The sequence below is a fragment of the Rathayibacter sp. AY2B5 genome, from assembly GCF_002931645.1.
Classification (GTDB): Bacteria; Actinomycetota; Actinomycetes; order Actinomycetales; family Microbacteriaceae; genus Rathayibacter.
On the sequence record NZ_PSUE01000020.1, the window covers coordinates 29,755 to 56,072 of the forward strand.

The window sequence follows — 26,318 nt, forward strand, 5'->3', positions numbered from 1 at the left end:
CCGAGGTGATGCGCCCGACGACCCAGACCCTCGGCCAGCTCCGTGCCTCCGGGCACGTGCAGAAGAGCCTCCGCACCGAGATCCGCGACAACCTGCTCGACGCCCTGCGCGAGGGCCGCGACCCCTGGCCGGGCCTGCACGGCTTCGCCGAGACGGTCATCCCGCAGGTCGAGCGCGCCGTCATCGCCGGCCACGACATCGTCCTGCTGGGCGAGCGCGGCCAGGGCAAGACCCGCCTCCTGCGCACCCTCGTCGGCCTGCTCGACGAGTGGACGCCCGTCATCGAGGGGTCCGAGCTCGGCGAGCACCCCTACGAGCCGATCACCACGGAGAGCCGCCGCCGCGCGGAGGAGCTGGGCGAGGACCTGCCCGTCGCGTGGAAGCCCCGCGAGGAGCGCTACGTCGAGAAGCTGGCCACCCCCGACACCAGCGTCGCCGACCTCATCGGCGACGTCGACCCGATGAAGGTGGCCGAGGGCCGCAGCCTGGGCGACCCGGAGACCATCCACTTCGGCCTCATCCCGCGCAGCCACCGCGGCATCGTCGCGATCAACGAGCTGCCGGACCTGGCCGAGCGGATCCAGGTCGCCATGCTCAACGTGATGGAGGAGCGCGACATCCAGATCCGCGGCTACGTCCTCCGCCTCCCCCTCGACGTCCTCGTCGTCGCGAGCGCGAACCCGGAGGACTACACGAACCGCGGCCGGATCATCACGCCGCTGAAGGACCGCTTCGGCGCCGAGATCCGCACCCACTACCCGACGGCTCTCGTCGACGAGGTCGCCGTCATCCGGCAGGAGGCGGACCTCGTCGCGACCGTGCCCGATGCGCTCATCGAGATCCTCGCCCGCTTCACGCGGGCCCTGCGCGAGTCGAGCTCCGTCGACCAGCGCAGCGGCGTCAGCGCCCGCTTCGCCATCGCCGGCGCCGAGACGATCGCCGCCGCCGCCCTGCACCGCGCCACCCGCCGCGGCGAGGAGGAGGCGGTCGCCCGCCCCATCGACCTCGAGACCGCCGTCGACGTGCTCGGCGGCAAGATCGAGTTCGAGTCGGGGGAGGAGGGCCGCGAGGACGAGATCCTCGACCACCTGCTCCGTCAGGCCACCGCCGAGACCGTCCGCGCCCACCTGCGCGGCGTCGACCTCGGGCCGCTCGTCGAGGCGGTCGAGAACGGCGCGATGATCACGACCGGCGAGCAGGTGACCGCCCGCGAGTTCCTGGCCGGCCTGCCGCTGCTGGGCGAGGCCCGCGTGTACGACGAGGTCGCCGAGCGCCTCGACGCCGTGGGGGAGGGGCGCCGCGCCGGAGCGGTCGAGCTCGCCCTCGAGGGCCTCTACCTCTCGCGCAAGCTGAGCAAGGAGACGGGCGGGGGCGAGGCCGTCTATGGCTGATGCTCCGCGCGGCAACCGGCGGCTGAAGCGCGACGCGCGCTACGCGAAGTACGACGGGGGACCCGATCCGCTCGCTCCTCCGGTCGACCTGAAGGAGGCCCTCGACGCGATCGGCGAGGACGTGATGGGCGGCACCTCGCCCGAGCGCGCCCTGCGCGAGTTCCTCCGCCGGGGCACCCGCGACCGCGAGGGCCTGGACGACCTGGCCGCCCGCGTCGCCGAGCGGCGTCGCGAGCTCACGCAGAGGAACAACCTCGACGGCACGCTCCGCGAGATCCGCGAGCTCCTCGACAAGGCCGTCCTCGCCGAGCGCAAGCAGCTCGCCCGCGACACGCAGATGGACGACGGCGACCGCGCGCTCGCAGAGATCCAGCTCGACAGCCTCCCGCCCTCGCCGGCCGCGGCCGTCTCGGAGCTCCGCGACTACCGCTGGCAGAGCCCCGAGGCGCGCGCCGACTTCGAGCGGATCCGCGAGCTCCTGGGCCGCGAGATGCTCGATCAGCGCTTCGAGGGGATGAAGCAGGCCCTCGAGAACGCGAGCGACGAGGACCGCGCCGCGATCGACGCGATGCTCCGCGACCTGAACGAGCTGCTCGAGGCGCACGCGCGCGGGGAGGACACCCCCGAGCAGTTCGACGCCTTCATGGAGCAGCACGGCGAGTACTTCCCCGAGGGCCCGGAGTCGGTGGACGAGCTGATCGACGCGCTCGCCGCCCGCGCGGCCGCGGCCCAGCGGTTGCGCAACTCGATGACCGCCGAGCAGCGCGCCGAGCTCGACGCCCTCGCCCAGGAGGCCTTCGGCACGCCGGAGCTCATGCAGTCCCTCGGCCGCCTCGACGAGACCCTGCGGGGGCTCCGTCCCGGCGAGGACTGGGGCGGCTCCGAGCGGATGGACGGCGAGCAGGGGCTCGGCCTCGGCGACGGGACGGGCGTGTTCCAGGAGCTGGCCGACCTCGACGCCCTCGCCGACCAGCTCGCGCAGACGGACCGCTCCTCCCTCGACGACCTCGACCTCGACCTGCTGGCGAAGCGCCTCGGCGAGGACGCCTCCGTCGACGCGCAGACGCTGAAGCGCCTGGAGCGGGCCCTGCGCGACTCCGGGACCCTGCGCCGCGGCTCCGACGGCCGCCTCGCCCTCAGCCCGAAGGCCATGCGCCAGCTCGGCAAGGCGCTCCTGCGCGACATCGCCGAGACCGTCTCCGGCCGTCAGGGCGCTCGCGACGTCCGGCGTGCGGGCGCGGCGGGCGAGCGCTCCGGAGCGACGCGCTCGTGGGAGTTCGGCGACACCGAGGCCTGGGACATCCCCCGCACGGTGACCAACGCCCTCACCCGCAGCGCCGGCGAGGGCCGACCGGTCGGCTCGGGGGTGCGCATCCTGATCGACGACGTCGAGGTGCAGGAGACGGAGGCGCGCACGCAGGCCTGTGTCGCGCTCCTCGTCGACACCTCGTTCTCGATGGCGATGGACGGCCGCTGGGTGCCGATGAAGCGCACCGCGCTCGCCCTGCACACCCTGATCAGCAGCCGGTTCCGCGGAGACGCGCTGCAGCTCGTCGCCTTCGGCCGACGCGCCGAGGTGATGGACGTCGAGCAGCTGGTGGGCCTGGACGCGGAGTGGGACAAGGGCACGAACCTGCACCACGCGCTGCTGCTGGCCAACCGCCACTTCCGCAAGCACCCGAACGCGCAGCCGGTGCTGCTCATCGTCACCGACGGCGAGCCGACCGCGCACCTCGAGCCCGACGGCGGCGTCTTCTTCGACTACCCGCCGGACCCGCTGACGGTCGCCGTCTCGGTCCGCGAGCTCGACGCGTCGCTCCGCCTCGGCGCGCACACCACGTTCTTCCGCCTGGGTGACGACCCGGGCCTCGCGCGCTTCATCGACTCGCTCGCCCGCCGGGTCGGCGGCTCGGTGGTGAACCCGGAGGCGGAGGACCTGGGAGCGGCCGTCGTCTCCTCCTACCTCGGCGCTCGCGGCGCGGGTCCGGGAGGCGGCGGGACGCCGGGCGAGGAGCTGTTCGGCCGCGGCTGGAGCTTCTGAGCCGTTCAGGATGCAGGAGGGATCCGCTCCCGCGCCTGAGGATCAGCGCGTCTCCGCCGCTCCGGAGGCGTTCGTCCCGAGTTCCGACCGCGCCCGGCTCAGAACAGCGGCCAGGGCACCGCGGGCATCCCGCCCCGCGGGCCCGGGAAGCGGCCGAAGGAGCCGAGCCGCTCGCAGCGCTTCGCGAACGCGGCGACCTCGTCCTCGGTGAGCAGCTCCGAGAGCGCCTCGCCGAGCGGTCCGTCGATCTGCGCGCGCAGGAGCGCCAGCGCCGTCAGCTCCTCCTCGAGCAGCGGTTCGCCGATCCAGCCCCAGAGGACCGTGCGCAGCTTGTGCTCGGAGTGGAAGGTGAGGCCGTGGTCTACCCCGTAGCGGTGGCCGTCGGGCAGCGCGAGCACGTGCCCGCCCTTCCTGTCCGCGTTGTTGGCGACCACGTCGAACACGGCCATCCGGCGCAGCGCCGTCGAGTCCTCGTGCACGAGGGAGATGTCGCGGTCCTCCTCGTCGCTGCCGTCGAGGACGTGCCGCCATCCGTCGGGCACGGCGTCGGCGGGCACCAGGTCGACCGCGTCCTGGTCCGGATCGATGTCCTGCCAGAGCTGGACCATGCCCGGCCCGAGCGGACCGTCGCGGAGCCACGTGCGCGGCACCACGTTCCAGCCGAGCGCCTCCGAGACGAGGTAGGCGGCGACCTCGCGGCCCGCGAGCACGCCGTCCGGGAAGTCCCACAGCGGCTTCTCGCCCGAGATCGGCTTGTAGACGACCGATGTCTCGCCGAGCTGCGCGAGGAACGTCGCGTTCGAGGCGATCGTGATCCGGCCGGCCAGCTCCAGCTCGCCGTCGAGCCCGCCCGGGTCGCTCATGCGAGCGGGCAGTCGTGCCCGTCGGGATCCATCGGCTCGCCGCAGCGGGGGCAGAGCGGACGTCCGGCGCCGACGACCTCGAGGGTGCGCTTCGCGAAGGCGCGCGCCGTGCCGACCGGGATCTTCACCTGCAGCATCTCGGTGGGCTCGGGCTCCTCCTCGGAGTCGTCCTCCGCCTCGGTCAGCGGGTAGGCCTCGATCACGATCTGCGCGGTGGACGGGTCCCAGCCGAGGCTGAGACCGCCGACGCGGAACTCGGGCTCCACGGGCTGGTCGAGGGGGTCGTTGTCGACGAGCTCCGGGGGAGTGCCGGCGGGGACGCTGACCGGGTTGCCCTGGGCGGTCATCAGCTGGTCGAGGATCTCGTCGATCTTCTCGGCGAGGAGGGCCGACTGCTGCTTCTCGAGGCCGACGCTGACCACGCGTGGCCCGGTCTTGGCCTGGAGGTAGAAGGAGCGCGAGCCGGGTGAGCCGACGGTCCCCACGACGACGCGATCGGGCCAGTCGAATCCGTGCACGATCGGAGGCATGCCCCCAGTCTACGAGCGCCCGCCTCCGCAGTGGCTGCGCGCGTCGGGCTCGGGCGGCCTGCTGATCGAGTCGCCGTCTCTTCTGCTGACCGAGCCCTCCGCGGAGCGGACGCATCGAGATCCGCCGCCGCCGAGCACCCGCATCCCTGCCGCTCGATCGAGCCTTGAAGCGGCCCTCCGGAACCCCGCCTACTCGTGCCCCGCCCCGCCCCCCACGGCGGCGTCCGCCACGGGGGCCGCCTTCCGCAGCCAGCCCAGGTCCCCGGCGTCCGTGTTCATCGAGACGACCTCGGGTCGCCCCGCGCCGTAGCGGATGATCGACACCGACGCCGGTCCGACGCTGAGCCTCTGGAACAGGTCGAGGTGCATGCCGAGCGCGTCCGCGAGGATCGCCTTGATCGTGTCTCCGTGGCTGACCGCCGCCCACGCCGCGCCGGCCCCGTGCTCCTCCGCCACCGCCGCGTCGTGCCGGCGGATCGCCGACACGGCCCGGGCCTGCATCGCGAGCATCCCCTCGCCGCCGGGGAACACCACCGCGGAGGGCTGGTTCTGCACCGTCGCCCAGAGCGGCTCCGTCGCGAGATCCCGCAGCGAGCGCCCCGACCAGTCGCCGTAGTCGCACTCGGTGATGCCCTTGTCGATCACCGTCGCCGGCGATCCCGTCTGCCGCTCGAGGACGAAGCGCGTGGTCTGCCGGCACCGCTCGAGCGGGCTCGACACCACGGTCGCGAGCTCGACCGCCGAGAGCCGCTCCCCGGTGCGCGCCGCCTGCGTGCGTCCGACGTCGTCGAGCCGCACTCCCGCGGTGCGTCCGGCGAGGATCCCCGCGGTGTTCGCGGTGGTGCGTCCGTGCCGGACGAGGAGGAGCGTGGGCATGGGGCCAGCGTAGGCGGCCGTGCTCCGCCCCGCCCCGCCGAGGGGCCGGGGCCGCGCGACTCCATCGCGGGACGGATGCCCCGGCCGCAGCGCCTGCCTAGGGTGGAGGGGCGGCCGCCCACCGCGGCCCGGAAGGGACACACATGGACGGGACGACGCCCCCCGGCATTCCCCAGGACGGCACGGACACCGAGAGCCCCGCCGCGCGCACCGCCGCCGACGGCACCGCTGCCGAGCACACCGACTCCGCGCACACCGACTCCGCGCACACCGACTCCGCGACCCCCGCGTGGGCCGCCCCCGAGGCCTCCGGCCGCCACGGCGAGGTCGCCCTGCGGATCCGCGGCCTCCGCAAGCGCTTCGGCGACAAGGAGGCCGTGAAGGACATCGACCTCGACGTCCCCGCCGGGTCCTTCTTCGGGCTCGTCGGCCCCAACGGCGCGGGCAAGACGACGACCCTCTCGATGGCCACGGCCCTGCTCCGCCCCGACAGCGGCGTCGTCACGATCCACGAGGTCGACGTCTGGAAGGACACCCTCGAGGCGAAGCGGCTGATCGGCGTCCTCGCCGACGGCGTCAAGCTGTTCGACCGCCTCACCGGTCTCCAGCTCGTCACCTACTACGGCCTGCTCTGCGGGCTCGAGCGCTCCGTCGTCGTCGAGCGGACCGACGACCTCCTCGCCCTGCTCGGCCTCGATCCGGCCGACCGCACGCTCGTCGTGGACTACTCCGCGGGCATGACCAAGAAGATCGCGCTCGCCTGCGCGCTCGTGCGCGCCCCGCGCCTCCTGGTGCTCGACGAGCCGTTCGAGTCGGTCGACCCGGTCTCGGCGGCGAACATCCGCGACATCCTGACCGGCTTCGTCGCGTCGGGCGGCACGGTCATCGTCTCGTCCCACTCCATGGACCTCGTCGAGCGGATGTGCGACCGCGTCGCCGTCATCGCCGACGGCCGCGTGCTCGCCTCCGGCACCCTCGAGGAGGTCCGCGCCGGCTCCAGCCTCGAGGAGCGCTTCGTCGAGCTGGTCGGCGGCCGCACCCACCAGGAGGGACCGGCATGGTTGCGCATCTCCTGAGGCTGCGGCTGCTCCTGCTCCGCAACTCGCTGACGCGGAACGTGTGGCAGCTGATCGGCGTGATCCTCGGCGGTCTCTACGCGATCGCGGTGCTCGGCCTGGTCTCGGCCGGCCTGGTCGCGCTCGGAGGCACGGACCCGGCGTTCGCGAACGTCGCGATCGTCCTCGGCGGCTCCGCTCTGATCCTCGGCTGGGTGCTCGGGCCGATCTTCCTGTCCGGCTCCGACCAGAGCCTCGACCTGCCCACCCTCGCGACCTTCCCGATCCCGCTGCGGACCCTCCTCCTCGGGCTCGCCGCCGCGGGCCTCGCGGGCATCCCCGGCGTGGTGACCACGCTCGGGGCGCTCGCCTCCGCGGCCGCCTGGTGGAGCCGTCCGATCGGCATCCTGCCCGGCCTCGTCGCCGCGGTGATCGGCGTCGCGACCTGCGTGGTCGCGTCCCGCCTGATCGGCGCGCTCACCACGGGCCTGGGCTCGAGCCGCCGCTACCGCGAGGTGATCGGCGGCGTCGTGCTCGTCGTCGTCATCCTGCTCGGACCGCTCTTCTTCGGCCTGACCAACGTGATCCGCGACGGCCTGGACGTCCTGCCCGTGATCGCGGGCGCCCTCGGCTGGTCGCCGCTCGGCGCGATCTGGGCCGTCCCCGGATCCGTCGTCGCGGGCGACTGGGTCGCGGCGATCGCGCGCCTGCTGATCGGGCTCGCGACGCTGGCCGCCCTCGTCTGGGCGTGGGCCCGGGCGCTGCGGCACGCGCTCGCGGAGCCCGCCGCGTCCGGCGCGCACTCCGCCTCCGGATCCGCGGGCCTCGGCCTGTTCGGGCGCTTCCCCGGCACCCCGACCGGCGCCGTCGCCGCGCGTGCCCTCGGCTACTGGTGGCGCGACCCGCGCTACAGCCGTGGGCTCCTCGTCATCCCCGCCGTCGTCGTCCTCGCGGTGTTCTACTCCGCGATCGGCAGCGGCGGCGACACCTTCGTGCTGCTCTCGGCCGTGCTCGTCGGCCTGATCTTCGGCGTGACCCTCTGCGCCGACGTGTCGTACGACGGCACCGCCTGGGCGGCGCACGTCAGCTCCGGAGTGACGGGGTCGGCCGACCGCGCCGGTCGCGTCATCGCGGCCGCGATCATCGGCGTCCCTGCGGTGGTCGTCGTGGCGGTGGGCACCGCGCTGTACGCGGGACGCGCCGACGCGATCCCGGCCGTGCTGGGCATGGCGCTGGCCCTCGTTCTCAGCGGGTTCGGAGTGTCGAGCGTCGCCTCGTCGCTCGTCGTCTACCCCGTGCCCGGGCCGGGGGACAGCCCGCTGAAGACGCCGCCGGGCTCCGGGATGATCTCGAGCGTCGTCATGCTGGGGAGCATGGCCGCGACCGGCCTGCTGGCGCTCCCGTCGATCGTCCTCGGCGCGATCTCGCTCATCGGCGGCGACCCGGCCTTCGGCCTGATCGGACTGGCGGCCGCCCTCGTGCTGGGCTCCGTCTTCGCGCTGGTGGGCATCCGCGTCGGCGGTCGGATCGTCGACCGCCGAGCGCCGGAGCTGTTCGCCGCCCTCGTGACGATCGGCTGACGCGGGGGCGGGGCGCGGGTGGGCGGTTCCCGCCCGCCGCCCGTCTCCGCCCCGCTCCCCGCCCCCGCGAGTGCGCGAAAGTTGTCGCACTCGAGCTCGAGTGCGACAACTCCTGCACACTCGCGGGAGCGCCGAGTGCCGAGTGCCGAGTGCCAAGCACTCAAGAGTCGTCGTAGTCGAGCGCGAGCACGATGACTTCTGCGCACTCGAGGGTCGCTCGAGTGGACGAGTGTCGAGTCTCCAAGAGTCGTCGCAGTCGAGGGCGAGTGCGACAACTCCTGCGTGCTTGCGAGTGCGACGACTCCTGCGCACTCGCGGGAGCCGACGAGGACCGCGCGCGCCCGCGAGTGGCCGCGCGCCTGCGAAGGCCCGCACACAGGAGCCGCGGCAGAATGTGGACATGCGCAGCCTCGAAGTCCTCCTCGATCCGGAGTCGGAGGCTCGCGTCCGCAGCCAGTGGGAGGCGCTCGAGGCGGCCGGCGTCCCGAGCCTCGCACTGCACACGTCCGCCAGCAACCGCCCGCACCTCACCCTTATCGCCGGGCCCGAGCTGACCGCCCCGGAGCCGGGCGCGCTCGGTCCGCTGCCGGCGACGGCCGACCTCGGTGCCGTCCTCCTCTTCCCGCACGCCGGGCGCTTCGTCCTCGCCTGGGGAGTGGTCCGCTCGCCCGCCCTCGACGCGCTGCACGGCCGTGCCACGCGCCTCGTGCCGGGCGGCGTCGACACCTCGCTGCCGGACGCCTGGACGCCGCACATCAGCGTCTCTCGCCGCCTCCGCGCCGAGCAGCTCGGCGACGCCGTCCCCCTCCTCGGCGAGCCGTTCACCGTCGGCCTCGCGGGCGTCCGCTTCTGGGACGGCGACACCCGCACCCTCACCGACCTCTGAGCCGGGCGCCGCAGAAGACCCCCGACCTCCCCGCAGCCGCCTCCCCAGCTCCCTCCCTGCGGCCCTTCTCCACAGTTCCCCGGACCCCCGGGGCGGCGTCGGAGGCGGCGGGTAGAGTTCCCCGGGTGACAGAGCCCACCGCGACAGCCCTCCCCGCCCCGCCGCTCGCCGACCTCTCGGCGGAGTCCCGCGGCGGCGTCCGGAGCGACGCGGCGAGCGGCGCCCCGGGATCCGGATCCTCCGAGGCGCAGGCGATCCTCGAGAAGGTCTTCGGCTACGGCTCCTTCCGCGGCGAGCAGCAGGCCATCGTCGAGCAGGTCATCGGAGGCGGCGACGCCGTCGTCCTGATGCCCACCGGCGGCGGCAAGTCGCTCTGCTACCAGATCCCCGCCATCGTGCGCCCCGGCACCGGCGTGGTCGTGTCCCCGCTCATCGCGCTGATGCAGGACCAGGTCGACGCCCTCCGCGCGAACGGCGTCCGCGCCGAGTTCCTCAACTCCACCCAGGACGCGGGCGAGCGCAGCCGCGTCGAGCGCGCCTACCTCGACGGCGAGCTCGACCTGCTCTACGTCGCCCCGGAGCGCCTGGGCAACGAGGGCATGAAGCAGTTCCTCGCCCGCGGCCGGATCGCCCTCTTCGCGATCGACGAGGCCCACTGCGTCAGCCAGTGGGGCCACGACTTCCGCCCCGACTACCTCGCACTGGGCGAGCTCGCCGAGCGCTGGCCCGACGTCCCGCGCATCGCCCTCACCGCGACCGCCACCGAGGCGACGCACCGCGAGATCACCTCGCGCCTGCACCTCGGCGCCGCCCGCCACTTCGTCTCGAGCTTCGACCGCCCGAACATCCAGTACCGGATCGTCAACAAGGTCGAGCCGCGCAAGCAGCTGATCGACTTCCTGCGGCGCGAGCACGCGCACGACGCGGGCATCGTCTACGCCCTCTCCCGCAAGAGCGTCGAGGCGACGGCCGAGGCGCTGCGCTCGGCGGGCTTCGACGCCGTCGCGTACCACGCGGGCCTCGACTCGCGGGTGCGCGCCGCCGCCCAGTCGCGGTTCCTCCGCGAGGAGGGCGTCATCGTCTGCGCGACCATCGCCTTCGGCATGGGGATCGACAAGCCGGACGTGCGGTTCGTCGCGCACATCGACCTGCCCAAGTCGGTCGAGGGCTACTACCAGGAGACGGGTCGCGCCGGCCGCGACGGACTGCCGTCCACCGCCTGGCTCGCCTACGGCCTGCAGGACGTGGTGCAGCAGCGCCGGATGATCGACGAGTCGCCGGGAGACCTGGCGCACCGTCGGCGGATGTCCGCGCACCTGGACGCGATGCTCGCGCTCTCCGAGACGGTCCAGTGCCGCCGGGTGAACCTGCTCGCCTACTTCGGCCAGGAGAGCACCGCCTGCGGCAACTGCGACACCTGCCTCGAGCCGCCCGCCTCCTGGGACGGCACCGTCGCGGCGCAGAAGTTCCTGTCGACGGTCGTCCGCCTCAAGCGGGAGCGCAACCAGCAGTTCGGCGCCGGACACATCATCGACGTCCTCCGCGGCAAGACCACGCCGCGCACCACTCAGCACCAGCACGACGGCCTGGCCACCTGGGGCATCGGCGCCGAGCTCAGCGACACCCAGTGGCGCGGAGTCGCCCGCCAGCTCCTCGCGCAGGGCCTGCTCGGCGTGAACGACGACGGCTTCGGCACTCTCGTGCTCACGCCCGCGTCCGGCTCCGTCCTCAGCGGCGAGCGGAAGGTCGAGCTGCGGCAGGAGCCGGAGAAGCCGGCCCGCTCCAGCGGATCCTCCCGCTCCGGGCGGTCCACCGTCGCCGAGCTGTCGGGCGAGGCTCAGCCGCTGTTCGAGCGGCTCCGGGAGTGGCGCGCCGCGCAGGCCCGCGCGCAGGCGGTCCCGGCCTACATCGTCTTCAACGACGCGACCCTCCGCGAGATCGCGACCGCCGAGCCGGCGACGATGGACGCGCTCAGCATCATCGGCGGCGTCGGCCAGAAGAAGCTGCTCACCTACGGCGGGGCCGTGCTCGCAGTCGTCGCGGGGGAGAGCCCCGAGATCGCCGTCCCGGAACCCGGTGAGGAGGCTCCCGCTCCCCGCCGCGCGCCGGCCGCCCGTGGCGGGTCGTCCCGCTCGCAAGGGGCGAAGCCCTCGTTCGGCCGCGAGTCGTCCGGTCCGCCGGTGTCCGCCGCGCAGCCGCCGGAGGACGACTGGGTGCCGCCGGACGAGCCCGACTGGGAGCCCGGCTGGGACAGCTACTGATCCGTCGTTGAGGCGCGCGATTCACCGCCCGCGACGGAGGCGGGCGCCGGCGCGGGCGATCGTGTTCCGGGCTCCGCGTCGACGATCGTGCCCACCTCGTCACCGACGCGAGCGTCCTCGGTCCGAGGCGCCGGCGAGCGCCCTCAGCCGTTCGCGCCCGTCGACGCCATCCACCCGCCGAGCAGCGTGCAGCAGAACGACACCGCGAGGCCCGCCACCGGCACCCAGAACGCGATCCGCCGCCGCACCAGCAGCACGATCGAGACGACCAGCGCCGCGAGGAACGGCACCCACACTCCTCCCGCGGCGAGGACCATCCCGCCCTCGATCAGGCCGATGTCGCAGGCGTTCGATCCGCCGCACGAGTCGCTGGCCATCGCGAAGAACAGCCCGAAGAACGACAGCAGCAGCGTCACCGCGGAGGCCACGAGGATCAGCACGATCGTCAGCACCAGGTCCCAGACGCGGACCGGGTGCCGATGCGGCACCCCGGATCCCGGCGCGGCCGGAGGCGCGGGAGGCGCGGCCGCGACGTCCACGGGCGGCGCACCCGGAGTCCGGGGAGGCGCTGCCGCGACGTCCGCGGGCGGCCCGGCCGCCGGGTGTCGGGCGGGCGGAGGGGGAGGCAGCGGCGGCTCGCTCATGCCGAGAGACTAGCGAGGCGGCCTCCGGTGCGGCGTCCCTCCTCCGCAGAAGCAGCCCGCAGGGACAGCCCGTTCAGCACACGGACGAGCCGCCCCCTCCTCCGCTCCCGTCGGCAGGGACAGCCCGTCCAGCGCACAGACGAGGCGCCCCGCCTCCGCCTGGTCGGTTCCGACAACGCGCTTCCGCCTCCGCCCGGCGCCGTTTGTGCCCGGGCGACGGAACGTTTCCGCCGCGCCGCCGCGCGACCTACCGTGCGAGGACCGCCTCCGCTGCCGCGCCCGTCGGCACACGACGCACCGGGAGCGGCCCGAACCGCAGACGGTCGAAGGGACACGAACACCATGGTCAGCACCGCTCCCCACCCCCGCTCCGCCGCCGACGCCGCCGACCGGGCGGCCACCGGGCGCACGCGGGCCCGGCGCTCCCGCTCGGGCTCCATCGCGCCCACGCCGCCGGTGGACTCCCTCGGCTCCGAGGTCGACGCGCGCCTGGACGAGGACGGCGCCCCCTCCGTCGACGTCGCCGCCCTCGGCGAGACCCTGCTCGGCGCCTGGCGCGAGCAGCGCCTCGCCAGCCGCGCCCTGACCGCCCGCCCCGAGCTGCACCGCACCGACGGCCTCCCGATGAAGGAGCACCGCCTCCGCGTCTCGGAGCAGATGCGCGTGCTCGCGGCCGAGGGCGGCGTGCACCGCGCCTTCCCGGTCGACCTCGGCGGCGAGGCCGACCACGGCGGCAACATCGCCGGCTTCGAGGAGCTGGTCACCGCCGACCCCTCGCTGCAGATCAAGTCCGGCGTGCAGTGGGGGCTCTTCGGCGCCGCGGTCCTGCACCTGGGCACGCGCCCGCACCACGAGAAGTGGCTGCCGGGGATCATGAGCCTCGAGATCCCGGGCGCCTTCGCGATGACCGAGACCGGGCACGGCTCCGACGTCGCGTCGATCGCCACGACCGCCACCTACGAGGACGGCGAGTTCGTGCTGCGGACGCCGTTCCGCGCGGCCTGGAAGGACTACCTCGGCAACGCGGCGGTGGACGGGCGCGCGGCGGTCGTCTTCGCGCAGCTGGTCACCCAAGGGGTGAACCACGGCGTCCACGCCTTCTTCGTCCCGATCCGCGACGAGCAGGGCGCGTTCCTGCCCGGCGTCGGCGGGGAGGACGACGGCCTCAAGGGCGGTCTGAACGGGATCGACAACGGCCGCCTCCACTTCGACGGCGTCCGCGTCCCGCGCGAGAACCTGCTGAACCGCTACGGCGACGTCGCCGCCGATGGCACCTACTCCTCGCCGATCGCGAGCCCGGGCCGCCGCTTCTTCACCATGCTCGGCACGCTCGTGCAGGGCCGTGTCTCGCTCGACGGAGCCTCGGTCGCCGCGGCGAAGATCGCGCTGACGGTCGCCGTCACCTACGGCGATCAGCGCCGCCAGTTCACCGGCGGCGGCGAGCGGGAGGAGGTGCTGCTCGACTACCAGCGGCACCAGCGCCGCCTCCTGCCGCGCCTGGCCACCACCTACGCCGCCGCCTTCGCGCACGAGAAGCTGCTGACGGCGTTCGACGAGGTCTTCTCCGGCGCGAACGACACCGAGCAGTCGCGGCAGGACCTCGAGACCCTCGCCGCGGGGCTGAAGGCGCTCTCGACCTGGCACGCTCTCGACACGCTGCAGGAGGCGCGCGAGGCCTGCGGAGGCGCGGGCTTCCTCGCGGAGAACCGGCTCACGCAGCTGCGCGCCGACCTCGACGTGTACGCGACCTTCGAGGGCGACAACACCGTGCTCCTCCAGCTGGTCGCCAAGCGCCTGCTGACCGACGTCGGACGCCGCTTCAAGGGCGCCCAGCCCGCGGAGCTCGCGCGGTACGCCGCCTCGCAGGTCGCGGGGGCGACCGTCGACAACTCGGGTCTGCGCCGTCTGGCCCAGGTCGTCGCCGATCGCGGATCGACGGCCCGCTCGGTCGGCCAGCTGCGGGAGGACCAGCGCGAGCTGCTCACCGGCCGCGTCGAGAGCATGGTCGCGGGGATCGCCTCACGGCTGCGCCCGGCGTCGAAGCTGCCCTCCGACGAGGCGGCCCGCCTGTTCAACGCGCACCAGAGCGAGCTCATCGAGGCGGCGCGCGCGCACGCCGAGCTGCTGCAGTGGGAGGCGTTCACGGAGGCGCTCGCCGGCGTCGAGGACGCGGGCACGCGCACCGTCCTCACCTGGCTCCGCGACCTGTTCGGCCTGGGCCTGATCGAGAAGCACCTCGACTGGTACCTCATCCACGGGCGCCTGTCGTCGCAGCGAGCGGTCGCGGTGACGTCCTACATCGACCGGCTGCTCGCCCGCATCCGCCCGCACGCCGCCGACCTGGTCGCGTCGTTCGGCTACGGGCCCGAGCACGTGCGCGCGGCGATCGCGACCGGCGCCGAGGCGGAGCGCCAGGAGGAGGCGCACGCCTGGTACGAGGCCGCCCGCGCCTCCGGCACCCTCCCCACTCCGGAGAAGCGCCGCTGAGCCCCTCCTCGAGATGCCGCTCCGGTACGCGACACGTCGCGCGAGGCGCACCGGAGTGGCATCCCGTGGCGACAGGACGGGGAGGGGCGCGTCAGGACGCGAGGAACGCCAGCGCCTGGTCGCGCTCGGCGCGCAGCTCGAGCACGGACTCGTCGATCCGCGCGCGGGAGTGCGCGTCGATCTCGAGCCCCTCGATGATCCGCCACTCGCCGTCGACGGAGCGGACCGGGAACGAGGAGATCAGCCCCTCCTCCACCCCGTAGGAGCCGTCCGACTCGACGGCGGCCGAGGTCCACGACGTGCCGTCGACCCAGTCGCGCACGTGATCGATCGCGGCGGAGGCGGCGGACGCGGCCGAGGAGGCTCCGCGGACCTCGATGATCTCGGCGCCGCGCTTGGCGACCCGCGGCTCGAACTCCGTGTGCAGCCACTCCGCGTCGACCAGCTCGGGCACCGGCCGTCCGCCGACGGTGGCGTGCGTCGCGTCGGGGTACTGCGAGGCGGAGTGGTTGCCCCAGATCGCGACGCCCTCGATCGCGTCGACGGGGGCGTCGAGCTTCGCGGCGAGCTGCGCGACCGCCCGGTTGTGGTCGAGGCGCGTCATCGCGGTGAAGCGGCCGGCGGGGATGTCCGGGGCGCTGCGCCGCGCGATCCAGGCGTTGGTGTTGGCCGGGTTGCCGACGACCAGCACGCGGATGTCGGAGGCGGCGTGCGCGTTCAGCGCGGCGCCCTGAGGCCCGAAGATGCCCGCGTTCGCGGCGAGCAGGTCGGCGCGCTCCATGCCCGCGCTGCGCGGCCGGGCGCCCACGAGGAGGGCGACGCTCGCGCCGTCGAACGCGGCGGCCGGGTCGTCCGTCGCCTCGATCCCGCGGAGGAGGGGGAAGGCGCCGTCCTGCAGCTCGAGCGCCGTGCCCGCGGCCGCGCGGAGGCCGGAGGGGATCTCGAGCAGGTTCAGGCGGACGGGGACGTCCGGCCCGAGGAGCTGACCCGAGGCGATGCGGAAAAGGAGCGCGTAGCCGATGGCGCCTCCCGCTCCCGTGACCGTGACCGTGACCGGAGTGCGCTGCTGGTTCATGCGCCGAGCGTATTCCCGCCGGCTGGGGGAGGGGGAGGAGTCAGCCGGACGGCGGGCCCTCGGCGGGAGGCGCCGTCGACCCGCGGAGCACGAGCTTGTTGCGCAGCCGCACGTGCTGCTCGGTCACGCTCCCGCCGTCGATCAGCGTCAGGAGCGCCCGGGCGGCCGCGCGCCCCACGCGGTGCAGCGGCTGCCTCACCGTCGTGAGCGCGGGGACCACCCGGGAGGCGTCGGGCACGTCGTCGTAGCCCACGACCGACAGCTGCCCCGGCACCGAGAGGCCCAGCGCCCGGGCCGCCTCGATCACGGCGATGGCGGAGGCGTCGTTCGCGGCGAGGACCGCCGTCGGGCGGTCGGGCAGCAGCAGCAGCTCGTGGGCGGCGGCGAGGGAGGGGTCGTGCCGGTAGTAGCCGACCCGTACGAGCGCGGGGTCGTAGGGGAGGCCGGCGTCCGCGAGCGCCCGCTGGTAGCCGGCGCCGCGCCGGTGCGACGACTCCAGGTCGGGGCGGCCCGCGACGAAGCCGATGCGGCGATGGCCGAGCCCGATCAGGTGGCTCGTCGCCAGCTGCGCTCCGCCGAAGTCGTCGGTCGCCACCGAATGCAGCTCGGTCTGCGCGGTCAGCGGATCCACGACGACGAGCGGCAGGTCCGACGAGGGGATCACGCCGGAGGGAGTCACCAGGATCGCTCCCGCTACGTGCGCCTCGGTGAGGCGCCGCAGGGACTCCTGCTCCCAGCCCGCCCGGCCCCGGCGGCTCGCCCCGCTGCCGGCGAGGAGGTCGAACCGGGTCCCCCGGAGCGCCGTCGCCACTCCCTGCAGCACCTCCGTGCCGAACGGCTCGAAGTCGCCCAGGAGCACGCCGATGACGCCCGAGCGCTCCGCGCACTCCGTCGTCACGACCTCCTGCTCGGCCTCCGCCGTCGCCGCCCCTGCGGACATCCTCGTCCCCTCCCGCCGTCCCCGCCCGGCCGCGGCGGAACGCGGTGATCGCCTCGCTGCGCTGCTCCGGACGGTTGAGAACACGTCCTTGCAATCGGGAATGTTCCCGGTAACATTGCCCGCAAGACTAGCTGAGGGAAAGCTCAGCAGTCGAGAGAGACGAGTGTCGGGCAGCCTTTCTCCCCTCAGTGCTGAGGGGGTCGAGAGCTGGAGCTCGCGTGGCCACGCTGTGGAAGCCGCCGCGCACGAGCCGTCCGCCGCTCTCCGCGCGTCCTGCGCTCCAGGCGCGGCCGAACGCCCCTCGGGCTGCGCCGCGCTCCGTCCTCTCGCGGCCTCGGGCCGCGCCACCACTCCGCGCCGTCCGGCGCTCGACCTGATCGGCGACGATGCCGATCGAGTGAGGAACACCATGTCCACGCGACGCACCCCCCGACCCCTCTGGCTCGTCCGCTCGGGCGCAGCTCTCGCCGGCTGCCTGCTCCTGTCCGGCGTCGCCGCCGCGGCCGCGGCCGCCGACACCGAGTACGGCTCCGACGACGTCGACGTGAACGTCAGCATCGAGGAGCTGGAGCAGCCCGGCGCCCTCTCGATGTCGATCGACGGCACCTCCGCCACGCTCGCCGAGGAGGGCTCCACCCCGACCGTGCGCGCCTTCACGGGGCAGCTGCCCGACGTGACCGTGACGGACACCCGGACCGTCGACGAGATCCCGGCCGGAGCCGGCTGGTACGTCCTCGGCTCGGCGAGCGCCTTCACCGGCGACGCGGACCAGGAGGACATCTCCTCCGACCACCTCGGCTGGACGCCGGTCCTCGTGGACGGCGGCGAGTCGGGCCTCGTGTCCGAGGGCGACCCGGTCGACACGATCCTCGACGAGGGTGCCGACGCCGTGGGCCTGTTCGACCAGGAGCTGCTCGCGCTGTCGCTCGACTCGCAGGAGACCGCGACGGACGGGTCCTGGACCGTGTCCGCGGGCCTCACCCTGAAGACCGAGGCCGACGTCGCCCCCGGCGACTACTCCTCCGTCCTGACGCTGTCGCTGTTCGAATGACCCCGATGCGCGCAGTCGCCTCCACGGCGATCGGCGCCCTCCTCGCGGCGGGCCTGCTCGCCTCCGGCGCGGCTCCGGCGACCGCGGCCGGCGCCTGGTCGCCGAAGGCCTCCTACACGTCGACGGACCGCGGCGACGGCACCTACTCCGTGCCGCTGCTGAACGCCGACGTGCCCGACGTCAGCGTCGAGCGCGTGCCCGCGTCCGAGAACGACGAGGGCCGCGACATTTACTACATGATCAGCACCACGATGCACCTCAGCCCGGGCGCCCCGATCATGAAGTCCTACGACCTCGTCAACTGGGAGATCGTCAACTACGTCTTCGACCGGCTCGAGATCGGCGACCGCTTCTCGCTCCGGAACGGGCAGAACTCCTACGGCAACGGCCAGTGGGCCTCGTCGCTCCGGTACCACGACGGCCGCTACTACGCGGTCTTCAACACCAACAACCTCGGCGGCTCCTACCTCTACTCGACCGACGACATCGAGGACGGAGCCTGGACCCGCACGGCCCTCGGCCGCGCCTTCCACGACCCGTCGCTCTTCTTCGACGACGCGGACGGCGGCACGCCGTACATCTTCTACGGCTCCGGATCCACCAGCGCCGTGAAGCTGAGCGAGGACCTGACGACCGTCGTCGCCGAGTACCCGAACATCCTCCGCACCTCGGACTACCCGGGAGCCGGCTACCTCGGCGGCCTGTTCGAGGGCGCGCAGGTGCAGTACATCGACGGGCAGTACTACATCGTCATCATCACGTGGCCCTCGGGCCAGGGCCGCCAGGTGGCGCTGTTCCGCTCGTCCGAGCTGCTGGGCCGCTACGCGACCGCCGACGGCAGCAACCCCTACGAGGGAAAAGGCGTGCTGAACTCCAGCGGGTTCGCCCAGGGGAGCCTCGTGCCGATCGCGAAGGAGGACGGCTCGACCGCCTGGCACGGCATGTTCTTCCGCGACAGCTTCCCGACCGGCCGCATCCCCGGGCTCATCCCGGCGACGTGGAAGGACGGCTGGCCGACGTTCGGGACGAACGGCTCGGTGCCGGTGGGCGGGAGCTTCCCGAAGCCGATCCGCCTCAGCCCCGAGGAGGAGCTGTTCGAGCGGCAGAAGAGCATCGTCGTCTCGGACGACTTCGACAACGACGCCCCGGCGAAGGCCTACCAGGACGAGTCGTGGACGATCCCGCCCGCGCCCTCCTACGACGCGTCGCTGCTCGGCGTGCAGCTGCTCCAGAACCCGGGAGCGGAGTCGGGGACGGCGCCGTGGGCAGGCCAGTTCGGCGCGACGCTGTCGGCCGACACGACCGACCCGGCGTCCGGCACCGCCGCGCTCCGCGTGGGCACCCGCACGCTCAACGGCTCAGGCCCGAGCCAGGTGCTCGCGAACAAGCTGCAGCGCGGCGTGACCTACACCGTGTCCGCGAAGGTGAAGTACACGACCGGCCCCGCGTCGGTCCGCTTCAACCTCTGCGCCGACTTCGGCGCGGGACCCGTGACGATGGCCTCCGCCGCCGTCACGCAGGGGCAGTGGACGACGATCACGGGGACCTACACGGTGCCCGAGACCGCGAACGTCGGCAGCGTGAAGTTCGCCGTCGAGACGCCGTGGGGCAATCCGCAGCCGGCGTCCTCGAGCACCGAGTACCTGCTCGACGACGTCTCGCTCGTCGGCGCCGCTCCCACCCTCGAGCGCCCGACGGCCGCCGAGATCGAGCCGAACGGCTCGACCCTCGCCCTCCCCTGGCAGTGGAACCACGCCCCCGACAACCGCTACTGGTCGCTGACCGAGCGCGAGGGCTGGCTCCGCCTCACCAACGGGAAGGTGCTCAGCGGAACGGCCGCGCACACGCGTCTCTCGGGCTCGCCCGAGATGACGTACCTGGAGGAGGCGCGCAACACGCTCTCCCAGCGCATCGTGGCTCCGAAGCAGTCGGCGGAGGCGGCGTTCGACGTCTCCGGGATGAAGGACGGCGACGTCGCCGGCCTCGCGGCCTACAACCGCGGCTTCTCCTACGTCGCGGTCAAGCGCGTGGACGGCGTCACCACCGTCGGCGTCGTGAACCGCAGCCAGCCGTTCGCGACCACGTTCGACCAGGCGGCCGTGGAGTCCTTCCTCCCCGGCACCACCGCCGCCCTCGGCGACGCCTCGCAGGTGCGCCTGAAGGCCGACCTCGAGCTCTCGGCCCCGGCCGGACAGCTCTGGACGACCTTCTCGTACAGCCTCGACGGGACGAGCTGGACGAAGCTCGGCAGCCGCGTCGGCCCGCAGACCCTCGACGGTCAGCTCACGCACTTCATGGGCCACCGCCTCGGGCTGTTCAGCTACGCGACGAAGACCGCCGGCGGCCACGTCGACGTCGACGAGTTCCTCCTGAGCGACACCCTCTCCTCGGAGGGGAAGGCGCTCGACCGCTCGCAGCTCGACGCGGCCGTCGCTCACGCGGCGACGCTCCGCTCCGACGACTACCCGGCCGACGCCTGGTCCGACCTCCAGTCGGTCCTCGCGAAGGCGCAGGCGGTCGGCACCGCGGGAACGCAGAACCAGATCGACGCCCCGGAGCGCGCGCTCAGCTACCAGCTGGCCCGCCTCGGGACGCTGAAGGAGGCGTCGCTCGATGTGACCGCCGCCGCCGCGACCCGCTGCATCGCGGGGAAGGTTGTCGTGACCGTGCGGGCGACCAACGCCGACGACGTGCCCGTCGCCCTCCGGATGGAGAGCGCCTCCGGCACGAAGACGGTCGCCGCGCTCGCACCCGGCGCCACGACGAGCCACGCCTTCACCACGCGGGCGGCCTCGGTCCCCGCCGCCGAGGTGGTCGTGACCGCGACCGCCACCCTCGACGGCGAGCCGGTGACGACCACGGTGAGAGCGCCCCACTCGGCCGCGTCCTGCGGCTGAGCACTCCGGGGGCGGCCCGCGCGGCCGCCCCCGCCCCCGAACGCGTCAGCGGCACCCGTCGCCGACGATCTCCTGCACGACACGATCAAGGAGGATCCGTGAGATCACCACAACGAGAAGCCGCTCCGAAGGGGCGGTTGCGGCTGAGGCTGCTGGCCACGGCCGCGCTGACCGCGCTCCTGGTGGCCCCCTTCGCCGCCCAGACCTCGTCCGCCGCTGAGGCGGAGCTCATCGTCAACGGCGGCTTCGAGAGCGGCATCAGCAGCTGGTTCGTCAACAACGGCAACGCCGCCGACGCCGGCACCATCGCGACGACCACGGATGCGCGCACCGGCACCGCCGCAGCGCTCGTCACCGGCCGCACGACCACCGGCGCGGGCGCCATGCAGGACCTCAGCGGCAAGGTCGTCGCCGGCCAGACCTACCAGGTCAAGGCGCAGATCAAGTACGAGAACGCCGCGAGCCCCGCGACCAAGCAGTTCTTCGCCACCATGCACTACGGCGGAGGCACCTACACGAACCTCGCGAGCGTCACCGCCACGAAGGGGCAGTGGGCGACGATCAACGGATCGTTCACCATCCCCGCCGGGCAGAGCGTCGCCACCGCGCGCCTCTTCTTCGAGACGCCGTGGACGGCGACTCCGTCGGCCGCGCCCGAGACGCACCTCATGGACTACAAGCTCGACGACGTCTCGCTGGTCGGAGCGGCGCCGCCCGCGCCCGCCTCGCGCACCATCGAGGTCGTGGGCAAGATCCCGGGCGACCACAACCCGCTCATGGGCTGGAAGTTCGGCGCCGACGGCTTCGGCTTCGTCGAGAACGGCCGCGTGTACATGTACATGACGAACGACACCCAGGGCTACGCTCCGAACCCCGCCACGGGCGTCTCGGCGGGCATCGACTACGGCAAGATCAACCAGATCACCGTGATCTCCTCGGACGACCTCGTCAACTGGACCGACCACGGCGAGATCCAGGTCGCCGGCTCCACCGGAGTCGCGCCCTACACCGGCAACTCGTGGGCTCCCGGCATGGCGAAGAAGACCGTGAACGGCGTCGACAAGTACTTCCTCTACTACGCCAACGGCGGCGGCTCCAGCAACGTGATCACCGGCGACTCGCCGGTGGGCCCGTGGACCAGTCAGCGGACCTCCACGCTCATCAACGCGTCCACCCCGGGCGCCGAGGCGGTCGCGTGGAAGTTCGACCCGGCACCGCTCGTCGACGACGACGGCCAGGGCTACCTGTTCTTCGGAGGCGGACCCGCCTCGACCGCGCTCCCCGCGGCCGAGCGCTTCAACAACCCGAAGAATATCCGCGTGATCGAGCTCGGCGACGACATGATCTCGACCCAGGGCACTTCCGCCGTCGTGGACGCGCCCGTCGCGTTCGAGGCGGCCCAGGTGTTCAAGCGCCAGGACAAGTACTACCTCTCGTACTCGTCCCACTTCGGCGGCAACGACTTCGGCGGCAACCAGACCCGCGAGCCCGGCTACCCGGGCGGCGGCGAGATCGGCTACATGATCTCGGACGACCCGATGTCCTGGCCCAAGGAGAACTACGCCGGCGTGATGTTCCCGAACCAGAGCCGCTTCTTCGGAGCCGGCACCGGCGGCAACAACCACCAGTCGGTCTTCGAGCTGGGCGGCAAGTACTACTTCACCTACCACGCGCCGACGCTCAACAAGCGGATCAACGGCGACACCACCCAGGGGTACCGCAGCCCGCACATCCAGGAGCTGCAGTTCAACGCCGACGGCACGGTGCAGCAGGTGGTCGGCGACTACAAGGGCGTCGACCAGGTGAAGGACTTCGATCCGTACCGCACCTTCCCGGCCGAGACCATCGGCTGGAGCAAGGGCATCGCGACGGCGCCGCTCGGCACCCCCGCCGCGGGCGCGACCCAGAACCTCGTGCTGAAGGACCTCGACAACGGCGACTGGACCGCGCTGTCGGCCGTCGACTTCGGGGACACCGGAGCCGCGACGTTCACCGCGAAGGCCAAGGCGCTGCAGGCCGGCGGCACCGTCACCGTCCGCCTCGACTCCGAGACCGGGCCCGTCGCGGGCACCGTCGCGGTGAACGGGACGACCGGCGAGTGGACCGACGTCAGCGCAGCGCTGACCGGAGCGACGGGAGTGCACGACGTGTACTTCAGCTACTCCGGACCCTCCGGCGACCTGTTCGAGCTCGACACCTTCGCCTTCACCGAGGGCGAGGCTGCTCCGGCGCTCGACATCACGGCGAGCGCTGCGACCCGCTGCATCGCGGGCAAGGCGATCGTCACCGTCCAGGCGAGCAACGGCTCCGACGTCCCCGTCGGCGTGACCTTCACGTCGACGTCCGGCACGAAGTCGTTCACCTCGGTGGCGCCCGGCAAGACCGTGTCGCACGCCTTCACCACCCGTCAGGCGAACCTGCCCGCCGGTGCGGTGACCGTCGAGGCCACGGCCATGATGAACGGCGCCCCCGTCGAGACGGAGGTGAGCGCTCCGTACGCGGCGCGCCCGTGCTCGTAGCGCACGGCTGAACCACCGGGGAGCGCCCCCGGCCCTGCGGGGCCGGGGGCGCTCCTGCGCGTGCGGGGATCTCGATCGCCCCTCCGGGGCCGCTCGATCAGCATGTTCGCCGTACTGCTGGTCGAGCAGCGGCGCCTCGAGATCCCAGCTCGATCAGCGGGCGCCGGCCAGGCGCATCGTGCCGCCGGCCTGGGCGGCGAAGGCGCGGGCGGTCGCCGCGATGGTGCGCTGCATGACCCGCGCCGCGGCGGTCGGCGCGAGGTCCGCCGGGCGCGCGAGGCTGATCGTCCGGGTCAGGGTGGGCTTCTCGAGCGTCGGCTCCTCGAGGCGGATCGAGCGCAGCCCCGGGCGCCCCTGCAGCACCATCGCCGGGACGACCGCGACGCCGAGGCCCCGCTCGGCGAAGCGCAGAACCGCGTCCATCTCGGCGCCCTCCAGCACCACGTCCGGCTCCAGGCCCGCGGCGGCGAACGCGGCGTCGGTCGTGCGGCGCAGGTCGTAGCTGGAGTTGAAGACGATCTGCGGGAGGCGGGCGACCGCCGCCAGGTCGAGCGCGCCGGTCGCGGCGAGGGGAGGCTCTGCGGCGGAGGAGACCACGACGAGCTCCTCGACGAGCAGCGGGGTCACCGTGAAGGCGCCGGGAGCGGCCGCGGTCGAGGTCGTCACCAGCGCCAGGTCGAGCTCGCCCCGGGCCAGCCGGTCGAAGAGGCTCCGCGACCCGTCCTCGGCGAGGTGCAGCTCCACGGCGGGATGCACGGAGTGGAAGGCGTGCAGCACCTCCGCGACGAGGCTGATGCAGAGCGTCGGCGTCGCGCCGAACCGTACCCGGCCGCGCTCGAGCCCGGCCAGCTCGGCCAGCTCGCGGCGCACCGATCCGGCGTCGGCGAGCATGCGCCGGGCGAGCGGCAGCAGCAGCTCGCCGGCCGGTGTGAGGGTGCTGCCGGAGCGCGCCCGGTGGAAGAGCTCGGAGCCGAGGTCCTGCTCCAGCGCGGCGATCCGGCGGCTCAGGGAGGGCTGCGCGAGGTGCAGCTCCTCGGCGGCGCGGGTGAAGCTGCCGAGGCGGGCGACCTCGACGAAACCGGTGAGCTGCTCGAGATCCACGTGCATACCCTACGCGCATGGCCGTGCCCAGCATTATGCATTGGAGTAATCGAAGCGCCGTGCCTAGCGTGGAGGCATGACCACTTCAGAGACCACCGCACCGGAGCGTCGGATCTCCACCTCCGTCCTCGTCATCGGCACCGGCGGATCGGGCCTGCGCGCCGCGATCGAGCTCGCCGAGGCGGGCGTCGACGTCCTCGCGCTCGGCAAGCGCTCGAAGTCGGACGCGCACACCTCCCTCGCCGCCGGCGGCATCAACGCCGCCCTCGCCACGATGGACCCCGACGACAGCTGGCAGCAGCACGCGGCCGACACCATCACCGAGTCCTACCAGCTCGCCAACCCGCACACGGTCGAGATCGTCACCTCCAACGCCGCCCGCGGCATCCAGGACCTCGAGCGCTACGGCATGCCGTTCGCCCGCGAGGACGACGGCCGCATCTCGCAGCGCTTCTTCGGCGCGCACACCTACCGCCGGACCGCCTTCGCGGGCGACTACACCGGCCTCGAGATCCAGCGCACGCTCGTCAACCGGGCCGCCCAGCTCGAGATCCCGATCCTGGACACCGTGTACGTCACGCGCATCCTCGTCAACGAGGACGGAGCCGTGTTCGGCGCCTACGGCTTCGACCTCGTCGACGGCACCCGCTACCTGATCCACGCGGATGCGGTGATCCTCGCCGCGGGCGGGCACAACCGCATCTGGCGGCGCACCTCCTCCCGTCGGGACGAGAACACGGGCGACTCGTTCCGCCTGGCCGTCGAGGCCGGCGGGCGCCTGCGCGACCCCGAGCTCGTCCAGTTCCACCCGTCGGGCATCATCGAGCCCGAGAACGCGGCGGGCACGCTGATCTCCGAGGCCGCGCGCGGCGAGGGCGGCATCCTCCGCAACGGCCTCGGCGAGCGCTTCATGGGCAAGTACGACGCCGAGCGCCTCGAGCTCTCGACCCGCGACCGCGTCGCCCTCGCCTGCTACACCGAGATCAAGGAGGGTCGCGGCACGCCGAACGGCGGGGTCTGGCTCGACGTCTCGCATCTGCCGCGCGAGACGATCATGACCCGGCTGCCGCGGGTGTACCAGACGATGCTCGAGCTGCAGATGCTCGACATCACGAAGGACCCGATCGAGATCGCGCCCACGGCGCACTACTCGATGGGCGGGGTCTGGGTGCGCTCGGACGACCACAGCACCGACGTCCCCGGGCTCTACGCGATCGGAGAGGCCTCCAGCGGACTGCACGGCGCCAACCGCCTCGGCGGCAACTCGCTGATCGAGCTGCTGGTGTTCGGCCGGATCGTCGGGCAGGCGGCGGCGGAGTACTCCGCCTCGCTGACCGCCCAGACCCGCTCGGCCGCGTCCGTCCAGGTCGCCCGCGACGAGATCGCCGGCCTGCTCGCGGCCGACGGCACCGAGAACGTCCGCGCCCTGCAGCGCGCGATCCGCAACACGATGACCGAGCACGCCGGAGTCGTCCGCGACGAGGAGGGCCTGCTCGCCGGGCTCGCCGAGCTGGACGCGATCGAGGCGCGCATCGCCGACATCGGCGTGCACCCGGACATCGCCGGCTTCCAGGACCTCGCCCACGCCTTCGACCTCAAGTCGGCCGCGATGGCCGCGCGGGCCACCCTCGAGGCAGCGCTCGAGCGCCGGGAGAGCCGCGGCTGCCACAACCGCAGCGACTACCCCGACATCGACCCGGCCCTCCAGGTGAACCTCGTCTGGTCGCCCTCCACGGGGATCACCCGCGAGGAGATCCCCGCGGTGCCGGAGGAGATCCAGGCGCTGATCAGCGGCGAGGTCGCCACCGCGGGCAAGCTGCTCGAGTAGCAGGAACCGCGAGGGCACGACGCCGGCTCTCTTCCGAGGGGCCGGCGTCGTGCTGTGCGCGGCGCTCGCCGTCCTGATCGTCACCGCTGACCCGCCGGCGCCGCGCCGGTCCACGGTGAAGCCGCGGAGCATCCGTCGAGGAGGAGCGGACGATGCAGCCCGGAGGCCGGCGCCCGCGTCCGCGCGGGAGGCGGCAGCGCATCCCCGCCGGACGCCCGGCCCCTCTCGACTCGCCGACGGCGCGGTCCTACAGTGGCTGCGACGACCCTCGACTCCCGCCGCGGGACCGACGG

Annotated in this window: 18 protein-coding genes; 11 read left to right on the forward strand and 7 right to left on the reverse strand. The window is 73.3% G+C overall.

The features are described from left to right. Nucleotides 1–8: 8 nt before the first annotated feature. On the forward strand, nt 9–1,391 hold the full coding sequence (locus C5C30_RS12645) for a magnesium chelatase (RefSeq protein ID WP_104262318.1): 1,383 nt from the start codon (nt 9–11) through the stop codon (nt 1,389–1,391). Further along, on the forward strand, nt 1,384–3,432 hold the full coding sequence (locus C5C30_RS12650; RefSeq protein WP_104333865.1) for a VWA domain-containing protein: 2,049 nt from the start codon (nt 1,384–1,386) through the stop codon (nt 3,430–3,432). Before C5C30_RS12645 ends, C5C30_RS12650 begins: the two co-directional genes overlap by 8 nt. Nucleotides 3,433–3,530: 98 nt before the next feature. Here the strand turns inward: C5C30_RS12650 and C5C30_RS12655 are convergent, their stop codons facing one another. The 3 genes from C5C30_RS12655 to C5C30_RS12665 form a co-directional block, all read right to left on the reverse strand. Then, a complete protein-coding gene (locus C5C30_RS12655; protein WP_104226043.1) occupies nt 3,531–4,295 on the reverse strand; it encodes an SCO1664 family protein in 765 nt (254 codons plus the stop codon). Further along, nucleotides 4,292–4,825, reverse strand: coding sequence for a DUF3090 domain-containing protein (locus C5C30_RS12660; RefSeq protein WP_104225051.1), 534 nt, complete (start codon nt 4,823–4,825; stop codon nt 4,292–4,294). Before C5C30_RS12660 ends, C5C30_RS12655 begins: the two co-directional genes overlap by 4 nt. 189 nt (nt 4,826–5,014) lie before the next feature. Beyond that, nucleotides 5,015–5,701, reverse strand: a complete 687-nt coding sequence (locus C5C30_RS12665) for a histidine phosphatase family protein (protein ID WP_104225052.1) — start codon at nt 5,699–5,701, stop codon at nt 5,015–5,017. 143 nt (nt 5,702–5,844) lie between these two features. Between C5C30_RS12665 and C5C30_RS12670 the strand changes: the two genes are divergently transcribed. The 4 genes from C5C30_RS12670 (at nt 5,845) to recQ (ending at nt 11,483) form a co-directional block, all read left to right on the forward strand. Then, complete coding sequence (locus C5C30_RS12670) at nt 5,845–6,777, forward strand: ABC transporter ATP-binding protein (RefSeq protein ID WP_104333866.1); 933 nt, start codon at nt 5,845–5,847, stop codon at nt 6,775–6,777. Beyond that, nucleotides 6,759–8,336, forward strand: a complete 1,578-nt coding sequence (locus C5C30_RS12675) for a transporter (protein WP_104333867.1) — start codon at nt 6,759–6,761, stop codon at nt 8,334–8,336. Before C5C30_RS12670 ends, C5C30_RS12675 begins: the two co-directional genes overlap by 19 nt. 400 nt (nt 8,337–8,736) lie before the next feature. Next, nucleotides 8,737–9,222, forward strand: a complete 486-nt coding sequence (locus C5C30_RS17735) for a 2'-5' RNA ligase family protein (RefSeq protein ID WP_181127356.1) — start codon at nt 8,737–8,739, stop codon at nt 9,220–9,222. A 254-nt stretch (nt 9,223–9,476) separates the two neighbouring features. Continuing rightward, complete coding sequence (gene recQ / locus C5C30_RS12680; RefSeq protein WP_258065941.1) at nt 9,477–11,483, forward strand: DNA helicase RecQ; 2,007 nt, start codon at nt 9,477–9,479, stop codon at nt 11,481–11,483. A 143-nt stretch (nt 11,484–11,626) separates the two neighbouring features. Here the strand turns inward: recQ and C5C30_RS12685 are convergent, their stop codons facing one another. After that, on the reverse strand, nt 11,627–12,127 hold the full coding sequence (locus C5C30_RS12685) for a DUF6264 family protein (protein ID WP_219814946.1): 501 nt from the start codon (nt 12,125–12,127) through the stop codon (nt 11,627–11,629). Nucleotides 12,128–12,469: 342 nt separating this feature from the next. Here C5C30_RS12685 and C5C30_RS12690 point away from each other — a divergent pair, with 342 nt between their 5' ends. Continuing rightward, entirely contained in the window at nt 12,470–14,614 is a 2,145-nt protein-coding gene (locus C5C30_RS12690) for an acyl-CoA dehydrogenase (protein WP_104261146.1), read from the forward strand. Nucleotides 14,615–14,705: 91 nt separating this feature from the next. On the opposite strand, the gene C5C30_RS12695 is transcribed toward C5C30_RS12690, so the two are convergent. Beyond that, entirely contained in the window at nt 14,706–15,689 is a 984-nt protein-coding gene (locus tag C5C30_RS12695; RefSeq protein WP_104224379.1) for a malate dehydrogenase, read from the reverse strand. Between the two features lie 40 nt (nt 15,690–15,729). Further along, a complete protein-coding gene (locus C5C30_RS12700; protein ID WP_104333868.1) occupies nt 15,730–16,629 on the reverse strand; it encodes a LacI family DNA-binding transcriptional regulator in 900 nt (299 codons plus the stop codon). Nucleotides 16,630–17,038: 409 nt separating this feature from the next. On the opposite strand from C5C30_RS12700, the gene C5C30_RS12705 reads away from it, so the two are divergent. The 3 genes from C5C30_RS12705 (at nt 17,039) to C5C30_RS12715 (ending at nt 23,096) form a co-directional block, all read left to right on the forward strand. Then, on the forward strand, nt 17,039–17,680 hold the full coding sequence (locus tag C5C30_RS12705; RefSeq protein WP_104233676.1) for a hypothetical protein: 642 nt from the start codon (nt 17,039–17,041) through the stop codon (nt 17,678–17,680). A 5-nt stretch (nt 17,681–17,685) separates the two neighbouring features. Continuing rightward, on the forward strand, nt 17,686–20,577 hold the full coding sequence (locus tag C5C30_RS12710; protein ID WP_258065939.1) for a family 43 glycosylhydrolase: 2,892 nt from the start codon (nt 17,686–17,688) through the stop codon (nt 20,575–20,577). A gap of 98 nt (nt 20,578–20,675) precedes the next feature. Further along, the gene (locus tag C5C30_RS12715; RefSeq protein ID WP_219827802.1) at nt 20,676–23,096 is read left to right on the forward strand and encodes a family 43 glycosylhydrolase; all 2,421 of its coding nucleotides are present in this window, start codon (nt 20,676–20,678) and stop codon (nt 23,094–23,096) included. A 153-nt stretch (nt 23,097–23,249) separates the two neighbouring features. On the opposite strand, the gene C5C30_RS12720 is transcribed toward C5C30_RS12715, so the two are convergent. Then, nucleotides 23,250–24,203, reverse strand: coding sequence for a LysR family transcriptional regulator (locus C5C30_RS12720; RefSeq protein ID WP_104333871.1), 954 nt, complete (start codon nt 24,201–24,203; stop codon nt 23,250–23,252). A gap of 70 nt (nt 24,204–24,273) precedes the next feature. Between C5C30_RS12720 and C5C30_RS12725 the strand changes: the two genes are divergently transcribed. Next, entirely contained in the window at nt 24,274–26,025 is a 1,752-nt protein-coding gene (locus C5C30_RS12725) for an L-aspartate oxidase (RefSeq protein WP_104224384.1), read from the forward strand. The last annotated feature ends 293 nt before the right edge of the window (nt 26,026–26,318 follow it).

Excerpts from the sequence above, each read along its gene's own strand:
- C5C30_RS12645 (WP_104262318.1), top strand. The coding sequence starts at position 9 with ATGCGCCCGACGACCCAGACCCTCGGCCAGCTCCGTGCCTCCGGGCAC.
- C5C30_RS12650 (WP_104333865.1), top strand. The coding sequence starts at position 1,384 with ATGGCTGATGCTCCGCGCGGCAACCGGCGGCTGAAGCGCGACGCGCGC.
- C5C30_RS12655 (WP_104226043.1), bottom strand. The coding sequence starts at position 4,295 with ATGAGCGACCCGGGCGGGCTCGACGGCGAGCTGGAGCTGGCCGGCCGG.
- C5C30_RS12660 (WP_104225051.1), bottom strand. The coding sequence starts at position 4,825 with ATGCCTCCGATCGTGCACGGATTCGACTGGCCCGATCGCGTCGTCGTG.
- C5C30_RS12665 (WP_104225052.1), bottom strand. The coding sequence starts at position 5,701 with ATGCCCACGCTCCTCCTCGTCCGGCACGGACGCACCACCGCGAACACC.
- C5C30_RS12670 (WP_104333866.1), top strand. The coding sequence starts at position 5,845 with ATGGACGGGACGACGCCCCCCGGCATTCCCCAGGACGGCACGGACACC.
- C5C30_RS12675 (WP_104333867.1), top strand. The coding sequence starts at position 6,759 with ATGGTTGCGCATCTCCTGAGGCTGCGGCTGCTCCTGCTCCGCAACTCG.
- C5C30_RS17735 (WP_181127356.1), top strand. The coding sequence starts at position 8,737 with ATGCGCAGCCTCGAAGTCCTCCTCGATCCGGAGTCGGAGGCTCGCGTC.
- C5C30_RS12685 (WP_219814946.1), bottom strand. The coding sequence starts at position 12,127 with ATGAGCGAGCCGCCGCTGCCTCCCCCTCCGCCCGCCCGACACCCGGCG.
- C5C30_RS12690 (WP_104261146.1), top strand. The coding sequence starts at position 12,470 with ATGGTCAGCACCGCTCCCCACCCCCGCTCCGCCGCCGACGCCGCCGAC.
- C5C30_RS12695 (WP_104224379.1), bottom strand. The coding sequence starts at position 15,689 with ATGAACCAGCAGCGCACTCCGGTCACGGTCACGGTCACGGGAGCGGGA.
- C5C30_RS12700 (WP_104333868.1), bottom strand. The coding sequence starts at position 16,629 with ATGTCCGCAGGGGCGGCGACGGCGGAGGCCGAGCAGGAGGTCGTGACG.
- C5C30_RS12705 (WP_104233676.1), top strand. The coding sequence starts at position 17,039 with ATGTCCACGCGACGCACCCCCCGACCCCTCTGGCTCGTCCGCTCGGGC.
- C5C30_RS12710 (WP_258065939.1), top strand. The coding sequence starts at position 17,686 with ATGCGCGCAGTCGCCTCCACGGCGATCGGCGCCCTCCTCGCGGCGGGC.
- C5C30_RS12720 (WP_104333871.1), bottom strand. The coding sequence starts at position 24,203 with ATGCACGTGGATCTCGAGCAGCTCACCGGTTTCGTCGAGGTCGCCCGC.
- C5C30_RS12725 (WP_104224384.1), top strand. The coding sequence starts at position 24,274 with ATGACCACTTCAGAGACCACCGCACCGGAGCGTCGGATCTCCACCTCC.